General features: G+C 30.1%; 14 protein-coding genes. All 14 read right to left on the reverse strand.

The annotated features are described in order from the left end of the window. Positions 1-7 precede the first annotated feature (7 nt). The 14 genes from Q0842_RS15010 to Q0842_RS15075 all read right to left on the reverse strand — a co-directional run bounded on the left by Q0842_RS15010 (position 8) and on the right by Q0842_RS15075 (position 16,292). Positions 8-625 carry a DUF5683 domain-containing protein gene (locus tag Q0842_RS15010; RefSeq protein WP_298500032.1) on the reverse strand — a complete coding sequence of 206 codons (618 nt, stop codon included), beginning with the start codon at positions 623-625 and terminating at the stop codon, positions 8-10. After that, positions 615-1,529: a ParB/RepB/Spo0J family partition protein gene (locus Q0842_RS15015; RefSeq protein WP_298499995.1), complete on the reverse strand. Its 915-nt coding sequence runs from the start codon at positions 1,527-1,529 to the stop codon at positions 615-617. Before Q0842_RS15015 ends, Q0842_RS15010 begins: the two co-directional genes overlap by 11 nt. A 2-nt stretch (positions 1,530-1,531) precedes the next feature. Then, positions 1,532-2,296 (reverse strand): AAA family ATPase, encoded by a 765-nt coding sequence (locus Q0842_RS15020; protein ID WP_298499998.1) that lies wholly within the window; start codon positions 2,294-2,296, stop codon positions 1,532-1,534. A gap of 129 nt (positions 2,297-2,425) precedes the next feature. Next, positions 2,426-4,804 (reverse strand): TonB-dependent receptor, encoded by a 2,379-nt coding sequence (locus Q0842_RS15025; protein ID WP_298500001.1) that lies wholly within the window; start codon positions 4,802-4,804, stop codon positions 2,426-2,428. A 149-nt stretch (positions 4,805-4,953) separates the two neighbouring features. Next, positions 4,954-6,096, reverse strand: a complete 1,143-nt coding sequence (locus Q0842_RS15030) for an AraC family transcriptional regulator (protein ID WP_298500005.1) — start codon at positions 6,094-6,096, stop codon at positions 4,954-4,956. 2 nt (positions 6,097-6,098) lie between these two features. Continuing rightward, positions 6,099-7,241, reverse strand: coding sequence for an AraC family transcriptional regulator (locus Q0842_RS15035; protein ID WP_298500008.1), 1,143 nt, complete (start codon positions 7,239-7,241; stop codon positions 6,099-6,101). Positions 7,242-7,264: 23 nt separating this feature from the next. After that, a complete protein-coding gene (scpA, locus tag Q0842_RS15040; protein WP_298500011.1) occupies positions 7,265-9,385 on the reverse strand; it encodes a methylmalonyl-CoA mutase in 2,121 nt (706 codons plus the stop codon). A 6-nt stretch (positions 9,386-9,391) separates the two neighbouring features. After that, positions 9,392-10,084: a hypothetical protein gene (locus Q0842_RS15045; RefSeq protein WP_298500015.1), complete on the reverse strand. Its 693-nt coding sequence runs from the start codon at positions 10,082-10,084 to the stop codon at positions 9,392-9,394. Continuing rightward, positions 10,074-11,435, reverse strand: a complete 1,362-nt coding sequence (locus Q0842_RS15050; protein ID WP_298500018.1) for a methylmalonyl-CoA mutase subunit beta — start codon at positions 11,433-11,435, stop codon at positions 10,074-10,076. Before Q0842_RS15050 ends, Q0842_RS15045 begins: the two co-directional genes overlap by 11 nt. After that, positions 11,428-11,751, reverse strand: coding sequence for a septum formation initiator family protein (locus tag Q0842_RS15055; protein ID WP_298500021.1), 324 nt, complete (start codon positions 11,749-11,751; stop codon positions 11,428-11,430). The genes Q0842_RS15050 and Q0842_RS15055 overlap by 8 nt, the downstream gene beginning before the upstream one ends. A gap of 1 nt (position 11,752) precedes the next feature. Further along, entirely contained in the window at positions 11,753-12,358 is a 606-nt protein-coding gene (gene udk / locus Q0842_RS15060; RefSeq protein WP_298500023.1) for a uridine kinase, read from the reverse strand. A 65-nt stretch (positions 12,359-12,423) separates the two neighbouring features. Continuing rightward, positions 12,424-12,834 carry a cytochrome c gene (locus Q0842_RS15065; protein ID WP_298500025.1) on the reverse strand — a complete coding sequence of 137 codons (411 nt, stop codon included), beginning with the start codon at positions 12,832-12,834 and terminating at the stop codon, positions 12,424-12,426. Positions 12,835-12,838: 4 nt separating this feature from the next. Further along, complete coding sequence (locus tag Q0842_RS15070; RefSeq protein WP_298500027.1) at positions 12,839-13,966, reverse strand: PQQ-dependent sugar dehydrogenase; 1,128 nt, start codon at positions 13,964-13,966, stop codon at positions 12,839-12,841. A 28-nt stretch (positions 13,967-13,994) separates the two neighbouring features. After that, positions 13,995-16,292 carry a TonB-dependent receptor gene (locus Q0842_RS15075; RefSeq protein WP_298500029.1) on the reverse strand — a complete coding sequence of 766 codons (2,298 nt, stop codon included), beginning with the start codon at positions 16,290-16,292 and terminating at the stop codon, positions 13,995-13,997. Positions 16,293-16,479 lie beyond the last annotated feature (187 nt).

Raw genomic sequence — 16,479 nt, forward strand, 5'->3', positions numbered from 1 at the left:
TAAGGAGCTAAAATTTAAAATTTAAAGTTAATCCAAGATTACTAGTTGCATCAAATTCATTAAACTTATAATGTGGTGCTAAAGATAAGTTTTCGTCCACATTGTATTGTAGTAAATGTGCATCTACATTCGCATCTATTATATTTAATGCATATAAGCCAAGAGTTACTAAAAGTGAAATTTCTTTATTACGACGGTAAAATTTTTGCGCATCTTCTAGTTTCTCGGTAGTTACTCTTGGAGTAGTAAGTTGGTTACCTTGAGAGTCTAAATAAAACTCATCATTAGTAAAACCAGCAAGTCTACTTTTGTAAGCATCTCTATATCTATTATATTCTTTATTATTATCTATATAAAAATAAACACCAGTACCAATAGCGCCATATACTATTGGGATTTTCCAATATTTTTTATTGTAAGCTTGTCCTAAACCAGGAAGTATTGCTGAGAAGAATGCCGCTTTTGCTGGCGAAAGCGGATTAATAGGTTCGCTTACTTCAATAATAGGATCAATGGCAACTTCTTTAGGAAGCTCTTTTTTATCATTCTTCTTTTTATTTTGTGCAAAAGAAGCGAAACTAATTATGCATACTAATATTCCTGTTAATAGGATTTTATTTGGAATCACCTTGAACTAATTTTTTTATACGGTTAAAATCTTCTTCTGAATGAAAAGGAATTGTGATTTTTCCTTTTCCGTTTTTAGAGACTTTAACGTCAATTTTATGTCCAAAGTATTCTGAAAATGCAGTAATTCCTTTTTTAACAAACTTTGGTATATCGTCTTCTTCTGTCTTTTTTTCGGTGTTTTTTGTTGGACTTTCAGAATTAAAATCGCGAATAAAGTTTTCGGTTTCTCTAACCGAAAGTTTATTGGATAGTATGTTTTCGTATATATCTAATTGATCGTTTTGATCTTCAATGGCAATTAATGCACGGCCATGACCCATAGAAATAAAACCATCGCGCATACCCGTTTGAATAATTGGGTCTAATTTTAATAAACGCAAATAATTAGCAATAGTAGATCGTTTTTTACCAACACGTTCACTCATTTGCTCTTGTGTTAAATTGATTTCGTCAATTAAACGTTGGTATGATAAAGCAATTTCGATGGGGTCTAAATCTTGACGTTGAATATTTTCAACCAATGCCATTTCAAGTGATTCTTGGTCGTTTGCAATCCTAACATAAGCCGGAATTGTTTCTAGTCCCAATAATTTTGAAGCTCTAAAACGACGCTCGCCAGATACCAATTGGTATTTGTTTAAGCCCAATTTTCTAACTGTTATAGGTTGAATAATACCTAATTCTTTTATTGAAGAGGCTAATTCGCGAAGCGATTCTTCACTAAAATTTGTACGTGGTTGAAACGGGTTAACTTCAATGAAATCTAAATCTAATTCAACTATATTACCAATAACTTTATCGGCATTAATATCTTGAGCCGATTGAATATCGTTACTTGGGTCTTTTAATAGTGCTGATAAGCCTCTACCTAAAGCCTGTTTTTTAGTTGCCTTAGCCATAATTAAGCGTTTTTATTAATGACTTCTTTTGCCAAACTTAAGTAATTGTTAGCACCTTTGCTACTGGCATCGTAATTAATTATACTTTCTCCGTAACTTGGTGCCTCACTTAGTCTAACATTTCGTTGTATGATGGTTTTAAAAACCATATCATTAAAATGTTTTTGAACTTCTTCTACTACTTGATTTGATAATCTTAAGCGAGAATCATACATAGTTAATAGTAAACCTTCAATATCTAATCCTGCATTATGAATTTTTTGTACACTTTTAATTGTGTTTAATAATTTACCTAAGCCTTCTAGTGCAAAATATTCACATTGAATAGGAATAATTACAGCATCAGCAGCTGTTAGCGCATTTAAAGTTAATAGGCCTAATGATGGTGCACAATCTATAATAATGTAATCATAATCGTCCTTAATGTCTATTAATGCTTTTTTAAGCATATACTCACGCTCATCTTTATCAACAAGTTCTATTTCAATAGCTACAAGGTCAATATGAGCAGGAATAATATCAAGATTTGGAGTTTCTGTTTTTACAATAGCTTCTTTTGCAGAATGAGAATGTTCTAAAAGTTGATATGTTCCTATATCAACAGATTCTACATCTATTCCAATTCCGGAAGTTGCATTTGCTTGAGGGTCAGCATCTATAAGTAATACTTTCTTCTCTAGAACACCTAGTGAAGCTGCTAAATTAATTGAAGTGGTTGTTTTACCAACACCGCCTTTTTGATTAGCAATTGCTATGATTTTACCCATTAAATGATTTGGTTTTATTAGAGGCAAAAATACGATTATTTGCGAGGAATAAAAACGGAACTTGTTAACAGTTATTTAAACTAATAAACCAGCTTTATTGAAGCTGGTTTATATTATACATTATGGTCATTAATTTACTCTTCGTGTTTCTTCTTCGTTCCCAAACTGCCTGCTTTTTTCTTTTATTTTTTTGTTTCCAAAGCTATAACTTAGTGAGAATTTAACATATCTGTTATTTCTATTTTGTCCATATACTTGACGGACTCCATTAACATTTGACTCTAAATTATTTAAATAAGAAGTAGCGAATACATCTTTAAAAACTAATGAAAACTGAAGGTTTTTGTCTAAAAATGATGTACTATATCCTAAATCTAGGCTAAACGAATCCCCTATAGTAAATAAATCTGACTTGGCTTTAGAGTTGTAATTTGCGTCAATTTGAATCCTGTTAGTATCGTTTATTTTAATGGTATTATTTGATGATGCTATGTATGATAATCCATTTTGAGGTGTAGCATTAAAAGGTTTTGTAAATTTACTTTTAACATGTATAGCAGTAAAGCTGTTTTGACTTTGTAACCAATTTAATTCATTAAAAAGATAACTTTGCCCTATACCAATTGTATATTGATTAAAGAAATTATCTCGTGTTACAATTTGTGTGCTCTCCTCAATGTTTGATGTAAAAATGACTCCAGACGCATTATTATTTATGTTATAAAAAACATTGGTTGTTAACTTGTTTTTGTAAGTGTGTTTTAATTCAAAATTATTATTGAAACTGGGTTGTAAAAAAGGATTTCCCTGGCTATATGTATTGCTACTTACATATACTCTAAATGGATTTAAGTGGTTGAAGGCAGGGCGCTGAATTCTTTTTACATAACTTAAAGAAAAGGTATTGTTATCGTTACTGTTGTACAAAACAAATAGTGAAGGAAATAGCTTTGAATAGTCATTTTTAGTGGTTTGGTTTAATTCAAAAGAAAACCCTTTTGTTTGAGTATTTTCTAATCTTAAACCTAATTGTAATTGCCATTTGGTGTTTATTTTTTTGCTTCCGTTTACGTAGATTGCTTGATTGTTTTCTTCATATCTAAATGAATTAGAAACATTAGTATCTAATTCGGCAGAACCAGAAATTGTATTATAAAAATCAATACCACTTTTGCTATCTGTAGCACTTACTTTAAAGCCGTAAGAAAGATTTATACTTTTTAAAGGGTGATCCATATCTGCTTTTAAACTTACGTTTTTTAAGTTCTGAATAGAATTTGCTGATGCTGAAAGATTTACATTTTGAAACTGGTTGTTTGCATCAAAGCTTTCGGTTTTAAAATTTCTGCTTTTTTCTGCATCATAAGTAAAGTAATCTGCATCAATTGATAGTTTTTTTCCTAACGAATCTAGTTTTGTTATTGAATGTACGTTTAACGTATGGCTTATTCTTTCATCAAATTCTTTACCATTATTAATTAATAAAGAATCTATAGTATTTGAAGTATTGTAAATATTTGTTATACTTCTGTCACTTATATCTGGATTGGTTTTATTGCTAAAATATTGTATTCCTACAGTTGTATTTTCGGTAACATCATAATCTAATAGTAAGCGTCCCGAAAATGCCTTTTTATGATCTTTAGTGTTTATATCTATATCCCAAGTACTGGTTGGATAATATACCTGAAAATCTTCTTCACCTCTAATGTATCCTCTAGTTTTATCAATGCTTAAAGATAAATTGATTTTGTTTTTATTAAATAGCAAGCTATTTCTAAAAGTAGTGTAATTGTACGTGTCTATGTTATGTAATATAGATGTGGTGTTTTTCCATGAATTTTGAGTACCTGTTTTTAAAATAATGTTTATTAATCCGCCATTACCAGAAGCATCATATTTTGAAGGAGGCGAAGTAATAACTTCAATTTTTTTAATATCGCTCGCAGATAGTGTGTTTAAATAACTGGTTAGTTCTTCGGCAGAAAGCGGAAGTATTCTGCCATTAATCATAACCCTAGGGTTGCCTTTGCCAAACATATTAATAACGCCGTTTTGTACTTGTAAACCAGGAGCTACTTTTAAAGCGTCAAGCGCATCTCCATTACTTGCTGTTATGCTATTTTCAACATTAAAAATAATGCGGTCTGGTTGTTGCTCAATTAGTTTTTTACGACTTGTAATTACAACTTCGTCTAAAGAATTAGTGTCGGCTTGAAGTGTAATAGTATTTAAATTTATGTTGCTTTCTAGCTTAATTTCTTTTTTAAAAGTCGTGTAACCAACATAACTAACAGTAAGTGTGTAATTGCCTTTTTCGGCGTTTAAAATAAAGTTACCATCAAAGTTAGATGTGGTGCCAATAATTTTATCATTATCCGATTGTGTTAGTATAATGTTTGCCCAAACAATAGGTTCGTTTATATCTGCTATATTTCCTTTTATTTCTATTTGAGAAAAAATTAGTAACGGATATATTAAGATGATTAAAAGTACAAGTCGTTTCATGATTTCTGTTTTTTTATGTGATTACAATTTGTTTGATGCAAATATGTATCTAAAAGAAACTTTGGGCGACCGAATAAAAAAAGTCGAACCCTTTTTTAATAAAAAATGAGTTCGACTTTTTTTTAAAAAAACGTTCGACTTTTTACAAGCTACTGATTTTGAGATGTTTTACGGTATAGGGTGGGGGTGAGTCCAGTATGTTTTTTAAAAGCTGTGTTAAAAGAAGATTTAGAATTAAAACCTACTTCATATAAAATTTCCAGTATAGTAAGTTTGTTTTTAGATGAATCTTCTAATATTTTTTTAGATTTTTCAATACGATAGTCATTTACAAAATCAAAAAAGTGTTGTTTAAGTTCTTGGTTAATTAAAACAGATAATTCTCGAGAGGGAATACCTAATTTATCTGATAAACTTTGAACAGATAATGAAGCATCTAAAAAAGGTTCTTCTTTAGCCATAAAAGATTTAATGTGTCGTATTTGTTCATTTTGTTCGTGGTCTTTACTTGAGTTAGTTTGCTTAACCATCTCTTTAGATAATTGGAGATTAACACCAATACCTCTAAATAATTTGGGCGATAATAAGGCTTTAAAAACCAACCAAAAACTAAAGAATAAGCCGAATAATAATAAAATGACTCTAAAAATATTAACGAAATCCACATCAAAATCTCCTGAATCTCTTATGAAGGCTTTTACAAAAGTGAGTGATTGTCCAATTAATATAAAAATTATGAGTTGTTTTACCCAATGGTAGTTATAAAAAGCTTCCTTACTTGTGTAATTTTCCAATAATAATTTGCGATACCTAAAAAGGTAATATACTTCAGCAATAATATAAATAACTTCAATTATTTTTCCTATTAGTGAGATGTAGTAGGATTCTGTTGTAAAATTGAAATTAGAAAGGAATGCTATTTGAGCTTCTGTTGAAACTAGAAAAAAGTTAGGAAGTAAAATGGTGATATTTATTACCCAAGGAATCAGATGAACAGCGTGTTTAGCTTTTAATTTAAAATCTGAATATATAACTGATAGTATATATAGAAAAAGTAAAGGATCTTTAAAAGCAGAAATTTGTATTCTGAGCATTTCTAGAACTGCTGGTAATGCTATGAAATTATGATAAAAGAACACGCTAATATCTACAGCGGTAATAATTAAAAAGCCAGCAAGTAGTTTGTTGCTGAGTTTTTTTGTGGTTTTTACAGTTAATAAAAAGACTGCAAAAAGTAAAAACAGCATAACAATTATAAAACTAGTAATGCTTATTATTGATGTGTTATCCATAGTTAAGCTGCTTGTTGTTGTCTGCTTTTTCGGTATAGAGTAGGCGTTGTACCTGTGTATTTTTTAAAAGCGGTATTAAATGAGGATTTAGAATTAAAACCAACTTCGTATAAAATTTCTAAAACAGTTTGTTTATTATTTAATGGGTTTTCTAAAATTCTCATTGCTTTTTCAATTCTATATTCATTTACAAAATCAAAAAAATGTTGCCCAATGGTGTGGTTTATTAGAATAGAAGCGTCTCTTACATTTAAATGCATTTGATTGGCTAAATCTTGCATTGTTAAAGATGAGTCGAGAAAAGGCTCTTCTTTTATCATATAATTTTTTAATGCTTCAACTTCATTATTAATGGGGTCTTTTTTAATTGAATCACCTTCTCTTTCTGTGATTAAATTGCTTGTTAGTTTTAGTTTTGAGTCAACACTTTTAAAAAGATTAGGAGTGTTTAAAGCTTTTAAAACATACCAACAAAATATAATTAACTCGGTAAGAACAAGTATTATTCTGGTCCAATAATAAAAGGTTTCGTAATCTGAAAACTTATAGATGTTTTTTAATATAGCAAAAGCGTGAAGTATTGAAATAACAACTGTTAACTGAAATAACCATTTATAAAATGAAATAGTAGAATTGGCGTAGTTTTCTAGGTAAATTGTCTTTGCTTTTTTTAATACTATAAAAACAGCAACTAGATAACACACAACCTGAAGATGAACGAATATATGAATGAAACTATTTTTAAGAGCATCAGAAATATTATGGAATAAAATAATTTTTGAATCAGGATTAACTCCATAAAAATTAGTTAACACCAAAAGGTTTACAATTAAATAAGGAATGATATGTAATAAATGTCTGGTTTTTAGCTTAAAATCTGAATAACAAACAGAAACGATATAGAGATAAAACACAGGTAAATGTAAGAATACTCCAAGTGAAATGATTCTGCTAAGACCTCCAAAATTATCGCCTAAAATTTTAGATATAAATATATTGTCTATTGCTGATAAGAAAAGAAATACTCCAAATATTTGATTACTTAATCTGTTTTTTGTTTTTGCAGTAAATAGGAAAGCTGCAAAAAGGAGCCCAATAAATAAGGATAAAATACTAATTATATCAAGTAGGTTATAATTAACCATTAAATGGTTTAGTTTTATAAAAATTAATCTATTAGAATTTCTAAAATTTTTATGGCAGCATCACTAATTTTAGTCCCAGGACCAAAAACTGCAACAGCACCAGCATCAAATAAATATTGATAATCTTGTTTTGGTATTACGCCTCCAACAATAACCATAATATCATCACGTCCAAAGGCTTTTAAAGCATCAATAACTTGAGGTACTAGAGTTTTATGTCCTGCAGCTAAGGAAGAAACTCCTAAAATGTGTACGTCGTTTTCAATAGCTTGTTTAGCTACTTCTTGCGGTGTTTGAAATAAAGGGCCAATATCTACATCAAAACCAACATCGGCATAAGCTGTGGCAACTACTTTTGCGCCACGATCATGGCCGTCTTGTCCCATTTTTGCAATCATAATTCGAGGGCGTCTACCATCTTGTTCTGCAAAAATATCAGCTAATTCTTGAGCTTTTTTAAATGATTTGTCGTTTTTAATTTCTTTGCTATACACTCCAGAAAATGATTTTATTTGTGCTTTGTGTCTTCCAAATTCTACTTCTAACGCATCACTAATTTCTCCAAGAGTAGCACGTTCGCGAGCAGCTTTAACAGCTAAAGCTAATAAATTTTCTTGTCCTGTTCGTGCTGCTTCAGTTAATTTTGATAAAGTAGCTTTAACTTTTATTGAGTTTCTATCATTTTTTATTTTGTTTAATTGTTCAATTTGAGAGTTTCTAACAGTTTGATTGTCTACTTCAAGTGTTGAAATTGGATCTTCCTTTTCAAGAATATATTTGTTTACGCCAACAATAATATCTTGTTCAGAATCAATTCTAGCTTGTTTTCTGGCGGCAGCTTCTTCAATTCTAATTTTAGGAATACCTGCCTCAATGGCTTTAGTCATGCCACCAAGCTCTTCAACTTCTTCAATTAATCTCCATGCTTTTTCTGCAATATCATGCGTTAGTTTTTCAACATAATAACTTCCTGCCCATGGATCTACAGTTTTAGTTATTTTGGTTTCTTCTTGTAAATAAATTTGAGTATTTCTTGCAATACGTGCAGAAAAATCGGTTGGTAATGCAATAGCTTCGTCTAAAGCATTGGTATGTAAACTTTGGGTACCACCAAAAGCAGCTGCAGTTGCTTCAATAGTTGTTCGTGCTACATTATTAAAAGGGTCTTGTTCTGTTAAACTCCAACCACTAGTCTGGCAATGTGTTCGTAAGCTTAAAGATTTTTCGTTTTTTGGATTGAATTGTTTCACCAATTTAGCCCAAAGCATTCTTGCGGCTCGCATTTTTGCAATTTCCATAAAATGGTTCATGCCAATAGCCCAGAAAAACGAAAGGCGAGGTGCAAAGGTATCGATATCCATACCTGCGGCTAATCCTTTTCTAATGTATTCTAACCCGTCTGCTAAAGTATAAGCTAACTCTATATCGCAAGTTGCACCAGCTTCTTGCATGTGGTAACCCGATATGCTTATGCTATTAAACTTTGGCATGTTTTTACTCGTGTACTCAAATATATCTGAAATGATTTTCATGGAAGGGTTAGGTGGATATATATATGTATTTCGCACCATAAACTCTTTTAAAATATCATTTTGAATCGTACCAGCTAATTGCTCTGGTTTTACACCTTGTTCTTCTGCAGCAACAATATAAAACGCCATAATTGGTAAAACAGCGCCATTCATAGTCATTGAGACAGACATTTTATCTAGCGGAATCTTGTCGAATAATACTTTCATATCTTCAACCGAGTCAATAGCTACTCCGGCTTTACCAACATCACCAACAACACGTTCATGGTCTGAGTCATAACCTCGATGAGTAGCTAAATCAAAAGCTACAGAGAGTCCTTTTTGTCCAGCAGCTAAATTTCTTCTGTAAAAGGCATTACTTTCTTCTGCAGTAGAAAACCCAGCATATTGACGGATGGTCCAAGGTCTACGAACATACATAGTACTGTAGGGGCCTCTAAGATACGGGGCTATACCAGCTACAAAATTTAAATGATTTAAACCTTCAACATCCTCTTTTGTATAAGTGGACTTAATATCAATATCTTCCGCAGTTTTAAAAATAGAATACTCTAAAGTTTTCTTTTTTAATCCTGCAGTTAATTCGATATGTTGAAGGTTTTTTCTTTTCATAAAATCTTAATGGTTATGACCTGCATGTGGATCAACAGTTGGTTTTTGATCCATTTGAGGAACTTTATTGAAGTCAACTTTTTCCTCAGTTTTATCAAAATTTACTTTAGAAAAATCGACGTCAAACATTTTAGCATAATATAAATCTAAAGCTATATATATGGCTAAATTTTTATCATTTAATGCATTTCTATACTTATTAACTATGGCTGGTGCAAAAAGTTTTGGTGCCATACTATTGGTTGAGATAAGAGCATTTAAAGTTGTTTTTAAATTACTGTCTTTAAAGTTGTCTGTTATACATTTTAGGGTTGTACTATTGTAATTTAAGTGGCTTTTTGGGTTAGTAGCATCCCATAAATCATCTTCTTTTTTTAATGCCTCAAATACGCTTACTGTGTGTTCTGAAACTATATCTTCTATTTTAAGTCTACCAAATACTGAGTTTCTTATTATTTGTGAATATGCTTTGTCTAACCTTGGGCTTGGCATTGCCTTATTGTAATGTTTTGCTATATCGTCTTCAAAACTATACAAGGCTTCATTTAATAAGTTGTTATTAACACCTTCGCAAGTAAAAGCAACAGGTTTGTCTGCATATTTAAAATCTGAAAAAGTGTTTTGTTTTTTACAACTAAATACGGTTGCTACAAAAATAAGTGTTAATAGTGTGATTTTTGAGTTCATTTTAATTTTCATTTTTTAATCGTTTTTGTTCAAAATGTTCTGATAATCGTTTTTCTATAATGGGTTCTATTAATGTTTTTCTCTTATTGATTTTAACAAATGGATAAAGTTCTAATTCGTTTTTCATTTTATCATTTGCATTAGGATGTTTGTTTGTGCCTAATAAAATTTCTTCGCCACTATCAAATTGTTGTTGCTCTCTTTTTGCGCTTTCTTTTATTTTTCGTTGAATAGTTCCTGCTTTAAGTTGTTTTAAAAAACCTCCGTTAGCTTCAATACTTTTAAATAATTCTAGTGCTTTTTCTGATAGTTGATTAGTTAAACTTTCAATATAATATGAACCATCTGTAGGGTTGTTAACTTTATCAAAATAACTTTCGTGCTTCAATATTAAAAGTTGATTCCTGGCAATGCGTTCACTAAACTCATTACTTTTATGGTAAATAGCGTCATATGGTAAATTGCATATTGAATTAGCTCCGCCTAAAATAGCACTCATACACTCGGTAGTGGTTCTTAATAAATTAGTATTGTAATCGTAAAGTGTCTTATTTCGTTTTGTGGGCGTTATATTGATTTCACATTCTGGATTTGCATCATACTCTAAAGCTAAAGATTGCCATAATTTTCTTAATGCTCTTAATTTGGCTATTTCAAAAAAATAATTTGTGCCAACTGAAACATGAAATGATATATTTATTGATTGCAACTTAATATTTGTTGTGTCTAAAAAATTTAGGTACTCATTGGCATGAGCTATAGAGTAAGCTAATTGCTGTACTAAATTTGCACCTGCATTTTGGTATAATGAAGCATGAACACTTATAAAAGAGTTGTTTATGGTATTAGCTTCAAGAAATTTAAAATCATCATTTAAATTTTTAAACCAATTACCAGTTTTTGCTAAGTGCCCAATACAATCAACATCTATCTTAGCAGAAGGTATTAATGTGTTTAATTGAGTTGTGAATTCTTCAGAAAGAAATTGTAGTTTAAAACTCAGTAAAGTTTTGTTTGGGTTGATGTTTATAATTAAATTTTCAAGAGAAACAGTTTCGGAAGGGATAATAAAATTAATATTTTCTGCACCTCTTTCTATAGCATTGATAGCTTTTAAATTTGATTTTTCAACATCTGCTACAAATATAGATTGACAAATTTTCCAGGCTGTTGCTTTTGTATTTGAAATGTTAGGGAGACTATTGAAACCATCGGCATGATAAAAAGGTTTTACATCAATATCTTCATTGGTTTTCCAAATAAGTGTATTGTTGTAATCAGCGCCTTTTAAATCAAACTGAATTTTTTGTTTCCATTGTTTTGCAGAAACAGATTCAAACTCTCTAAACAAATTATTACTCATCTTTAATTGTTTTTAAGCTATCTTCATACTCGATAATGTAAATTTCTTCATTATCTCGCTTCATGTAATATTCTTCTCTTGCAAATTTTTCTAAACCTTCTTCTGTACTTAGTTTTTTTAAATCTTTTTTGTCTTTTTCTATTTCTTTTTTATAGTATTTTTTCTCGTTTTCTAAATCGTCAATTTCTGTGTTTAATTCATGATGAATAAGCCAAGAATTGGCATCAAAAAATAACATCCAAACTCCAAAAACAACTAGTATAAGTATGAATATATTTTTTAAAGGTTTTAAATATTTGTTATTTAGAAGTACCATGTTATAGTCTATCTGTTATAATAGTTTTAACAATATTTATGGCAACTGTATTGTGTTTGTTGTTTGGAATTATAATATCTGCATATTCTTTCATAGGTTCTATAAATTGATTGTGCATGGGTTTTAATGTGTTTTGGTAACGTGTTAAAACTTCATCTAAATCTCTCCCTCTATCTGATATGTCTCGTTTTAAACGTCTTATTAAGCGTTCATCACTATCAGCATGCACATATATTTTAATATCAAACATATCTCTTAACTCAGGATTTGTAAGTATTAAAATTCCCTCTACAATCATAACCTTTCTGGGGTGTGTCAAAACAGTATCGCCTGTTCTATTATGTTTCACAAAAGAATAAACAGGTTGGTGAATAGGGCTGTTATTTTTTAATTCTTCAAGATGTTTTACTAGTAAGTCAAAATCTATTGATCTAGGGTGGTCAAAATTTATTTTAATACGTTCATCGTAAGATAAATGGGAAGTATCTTTGTAATATGAGTCTTGAGATATGATGCCAACTTCACCTTCTGGAAGTTCATTTAATATTTTATTAACAACAGTTGTTTTTCCGCAACCTGTTCCGCCAGCGATTCCTATAATTAGCATGATTTAATGTTTGATTAGCTTTCTACAAAGTTAGTTAAATGCTTAATGATTTGTAGAAATTTTACTTATTTTTTGATTTTTGAAACTTCTTCTACAGTAACTATTTTGTTGTTTTTATTACCCCAGCTATTTGTAATATAATTCATGACATCTGCAATCTCATCATCTTCTAAACCCATAGGTGTCATATTGCCATTATATTTTTTTCCATTAACTATTAATTCTCCTTGTTGGCCAAATTTAATTCCCCTAATGCTAGCCTTTCTATTTTGGATTAAATAATCTGAATTAGCAAGTGGCGGAAATGTGTTTTCAACACCTTCACCATTTGGTAAATGACATTGCATGCAGAAATCTGTATAAATTTCACTACCACGAGCAATACTTTCTTTTAAAGGGTCATTTTGATTCGAATCAATGATAACGATTGAAGATAAAAATGAAAAAAATATTATGCTTAATATAAAAAGTTTCATACTATTATTTTTTTGGAACAATTTTAACAATGCCCTTGCCTTCCATACTGAAGTATAAATAGCCATCGGGAGCTTGTCTTACATTTCTAACATCATTATTGTTTACAAATAGTTTTTCTCGTTTAATAACCTTGTTATTTTTTAGGACTAAACGTTCCAAGTATTTAAATTTTAAAGAACCCACTAGTAAGTTTCCTTTCCATTCTGGATATTTATCTGAAGTAACAAAGGTCATACCGCACGGAGCAATTGATGGAACCCAATAGAAAACAGGTTGTTCCATTCCTTTTTTTTCTGTTATATCTGTAAAAGTTGTGCCACTATAATTTACACCATAAGAAATAACAGGCCAACCATAATTTTTGCCTTTATTAATTATGTTTATTTCATCGCCTCCTTTTGGTCCGTGTTCATGTTCCCAAATTTCACCTGTTTGAGGGTGTAATGTTAGTCCTTGCGGGTTTCTGTGGCCATAACTATATATAGCTGTTTTTGCATTTTGGGTGTTTGCAAAAGGATTGTCTTCTGGAATTCTCCCATCGTCATGAATCCTGTAAATTTTACCACCATCAAGTGTAATGTCTTGAGGATTTTCATCACGTTGCCCACGATCACCAATTGAGAAATATAAATACCCTTCATTATCAAATTCTAAGCGAGAGCCCCAATGTTGCCCTTTTTTTGTGTTTGGAGCAGCTTTGTAAAGTAATTCTTTGTTAACTAGTTTGTTGGCTTGTAGTTTTGCTCTCATAATTGCTGTGTTACCGCCTTCACCTTCACCTTCTGGGGAAGAAAATGAAAGATATAGCCAACCATTTTCTTTGTAATTAGGATGCAATTCTATATCCAATAAGCCGCCTTGGCCTCTTACATAAATTTCAGGCAAACCTTCAATAATGGTTTTTTTGCCATCTTTATAATGAATTAGTTGACCAGATTTTTCAGTAAAAAGTATGCTTTCATCTGGTAAAAAAACCATGCCCCAAGGGTTATCCAGATCTGGTATTACAACTTCTAAAGTGTAATTTATATCTGTATTTTCATCAGCTTTTACTTTAGAATCTTGCTGTTGAGCACAAGTAAAACAAATACTTGTTAATATAACTAGAAGTGAGGTTGCTACTTTTTTCATTTGTTATAAAATTGATTATAAATTTACACTAAAAATTATAATTAAAGTTAATGCCACTATAATAATTAACTGGATTGCCTGGGTAGTAGTATCTGGGAGCGTTACCATTAAAACCAGATGCATTTATTAATATTTGTGATGCATATTTTTCATTAAGTACATTATTTAAGCCAAAGTATATGTTTAATTTTAAAGTTTTATTTAAATTTATTAAATAGCCAATTTTAAAATTTGTTAAGTTGTAACTATTAGTATATAAATTGTTGTTGTCTGTAATTGGCATGCTCCCTACATACTGGTGGTTTATATTTCCATACAAATTAAAAGCAAATTTAAAATCTATACCAGCATTAAATATTTGGTTTGGCACACCTGTTAAATCATTACCAGAATAGTTATTGGTATTATCTATAAACTCCTTAAATATAAAATTATTTAGAGTGTAATTTAAAAATGTATTAACAGTTGTGTTTTCTTTTTTTATCCAATCATAATTTAATGCAATTTCAAATCCATCATGTTGAGTATTGCCAGCGTTAATACCTATAAATTCATCTTGTGCTGTTCTTCTAGAAACCAAAAGGTTTTTAATGTTTAATCGGTATACTAAAACATTAAAATGTAATTTGTTTTTTAGAATAGTACCTCGAGAACCAAGTTCAAAATTCCAACCTGTTTCTGGTTTTAAACTCGTATTTATTTGGCCATTTGGTAAAAGTGTTTCATTAAGTGAGATAGGAGAAAATCCATGACTAATACTTGTAAAAACACTTAAGTTTTTTGTTAATAAATGTGATGCTCCAAGTTTTGGAGAAATAATACTTTTATAATTAAACCTTCCGGATTGATCTGGGTTTTCATCAGAAAACACAAAGTTGTCAACTAACTTGTAAGCTGTTTTATTTAAGTTTAAACCCAAAGAAACTGTTGTTTTATTTGATACTTCGTAATTAGTTTCAGTAAAAACATTGAAATAATTTCTTTTTTCTTTAAAGTTTGAAAGTTTATCACCTTTAATACTTCCATTAGAATTGAGGTTATTCTCATATAGATTTTCAAAAGTTTCATACTTATAACTATCTCTAAAAAGTTCGCCACCAAAAGTATATGTTAGTTTTTTATTAAATAACTTGGAATGGCCTAATATTCGTGTTCTAAAGCCAAACGCAAATAAGTTTTCTTCCAAAACATTAAATGGTCTTGGTTCATATCCATTTCTAAAAGAGGTAAAGAGACTAGTTGCTAGCTTAAAATTGGTTTTAAATTCATGATTCCATGATAGTCCTAAAATACCACGTTTAGAATCTTCATACCCTTGCGCTTGTTTCCATGTAAAAGCAGCTTTTTTAGGATTGTTTAAATAATCGGTTTTATTAATAGAGCTAGGTATAAATGCTTTTAAATCAACGTAGCTTGCTAAAATTGATACATCGTTTTTTATATCAATAAAATGATTTGTGTTAAAGGTGAAAGTTTGCCTGTTATAATTATTGTTTTCACGATAACTATCGCTGTGTGTATTGCTATAAATTGCTCTGTAACTATTTTTACTGGTACCATGATTCATATTTATAATGCCTTTTGTTAAACCAAAAGAACCAAAAGATAATTCTGTATTTAGTTCTGTTTGATTTAAATGGGCTTTTTGTGCTTTTAAGTTAATAATGCCACCAAGTCCAGCACCATAAATACTTGAAGCTGCACCTTTATTAATTTCAAAACGTGAGATAGAAGCAAGTTCAAAATCTTCAATATTAGTTTCTCCACTTCCATTTGTTAATGGAATATCATTGAAATAAGCTCTAATTTTTGATGTTCCAAAAAGATTTCTAGAGCCTATGCCTCTTATAGTAATTCTATTTGTATTAAGGGCTCCATTTTGCATAAATACGCCAGGAGTTCTGTTTAAAACTTTTGAAAAATCTATATTATTAAAGCGTTTTATATCATTTAATGTAATAATACTAATTGATGCAGTTTCTTTTATAAGTTTTTTAGGTATTTGATTAGCATTTACTATTATCTCGTTTAATTCTGAAGGGTTAATATTTAATTGAATAATATGGAGTTTGCCAAAGTTTAGTTTAATAAGTTTTATTGAATATCCATTTTTTTTAAACAAGTAATCGCCCGGTTCTGAAACTTTAAATGAGCCGTCTAAATTTGATGTTGTGCTTTTTTTTGTGTCAATATTTGTAATTTCAACTAAGCTTAAATTTAAATTATTATCATCAATTATTTTACCGTTAATTTTAGATTGGCCATAACTTGTTAATGTTGAGGCTAAAAAGAAAATAAATAATATGTTTTTTGAAAGTAAGTACACTATTAAAATTAAAAATTTGTAGCCACTAAATTATGCTTTTTAAACAATAAATATTTTTTAAAAATTGTAATTGTGAAATGAATAAATAAACTATATTTGCATCCGTTATAAGATAACCAATTCGGGGTGTAGCGTAGCCCGGTTATCGCGCCGCGTTTGGGACGCGGAGGTCGCAGGTTCGAATCCT

The sequence above is a fragment of the uncultured Algibacter sp. genome, from assembly GCF_947495675.1.
Classification (GTDB): Bacteria; Bacteroidota; Bacteroidia; order Flavobacteriales; family Flavobacteriaceae; genus Algibacter_B.

What these genes read in the sequence shown, in the direction of transcription:
- scpA (WP_298500011.1), bottom strand. Translation starts at nt 9,385, where the DNA reads ATGAAAAGAAAAAACCTTCAACATATCGAATTAACTGCAGGATTAAAA.
- Q0842_RS15020 (WP_298499998.1), bottom strand. Translation starts at nt 2,296, where the DNA reads ATGGGTAAAATCATAGCAATTGCTAATCAAAAAGGCGGTGTTGGTAAA.
- Q0842_RS15045 (WP_298500015.1), bottom strand. Translation starts at nt 10,084, where the DNA reads ATGAAAATTAAAATGAACTCAAAAATCACACTATTAACACTTATTTTT.
- Q0842_RS15070 (WP_298500027.1), bottom strand. Translation starts at nt 13,966, where the DNA reads ATGAAAAAAGTAGCAACCTCACTTCTAGTTATATTAACAAGTATTTGT.
- Q0842_RS15065 (WP_298500025.1), bottom strand. Translation starts at nt 12,834, where the DNA reads ATGAAACTTTTTATATTAAGCATAATATTTTTTTCATTTTTATCTTCA.
- Q0842_RS15035 (WP_298500008.1), bottom strand. Translation starts at nt 7,241, where the DNA reads ATGGTTAATTATAACCTACTTGATATAATTAGTATTTTATCCTTATTT.
- Q0842_RS15055 (WP_298500021.1), bottom strand. Translation starts at nt 11,751, where the DNA reads ATGGTACTTCTAAATAACAAATATTTAAAACCTTTAAAAAATATATTC.
- Q0842_RS15050 (WP_298500018.1), bottom strand. Translation starts at nt 11,435, where the DNA reads ATGAGTAATAATTTGTTTAGAGAGTTTGAATCTGTTTCTGCAAAACAA.
- udk (WP_298500023.1), bottom strand. Translation starts at nt 12,358, where the DNA reads ATGCTAATTATAGGAATCGCTGGCGGAACAGGTTGCGGAAAAACAACT.
- Q0842_RS15015 (WP_298499995.1), bottom strand. Translation starts at nt 1,529, where the DNA reads ATGGCTAAGGCAACTAAAAAACAGGCTTTAGGTAGAGGCTTATCAGCA.
- Q0842_RS15025 (WP_298500001.1), bottom strand. Translation starts at nt 4,804, where the DNA reads ATGAAACGACTTGTACTTTTAATCATCTTAATATATCCGTTACTAATT.
- Q0842_RS15030 (WP_298500005.1), bottom strand. Translation starts at nt 6,096, where the DNA reads ATGGATAACACATCAATAATAAGCATTACTAGTTTTATAATTGTTATG.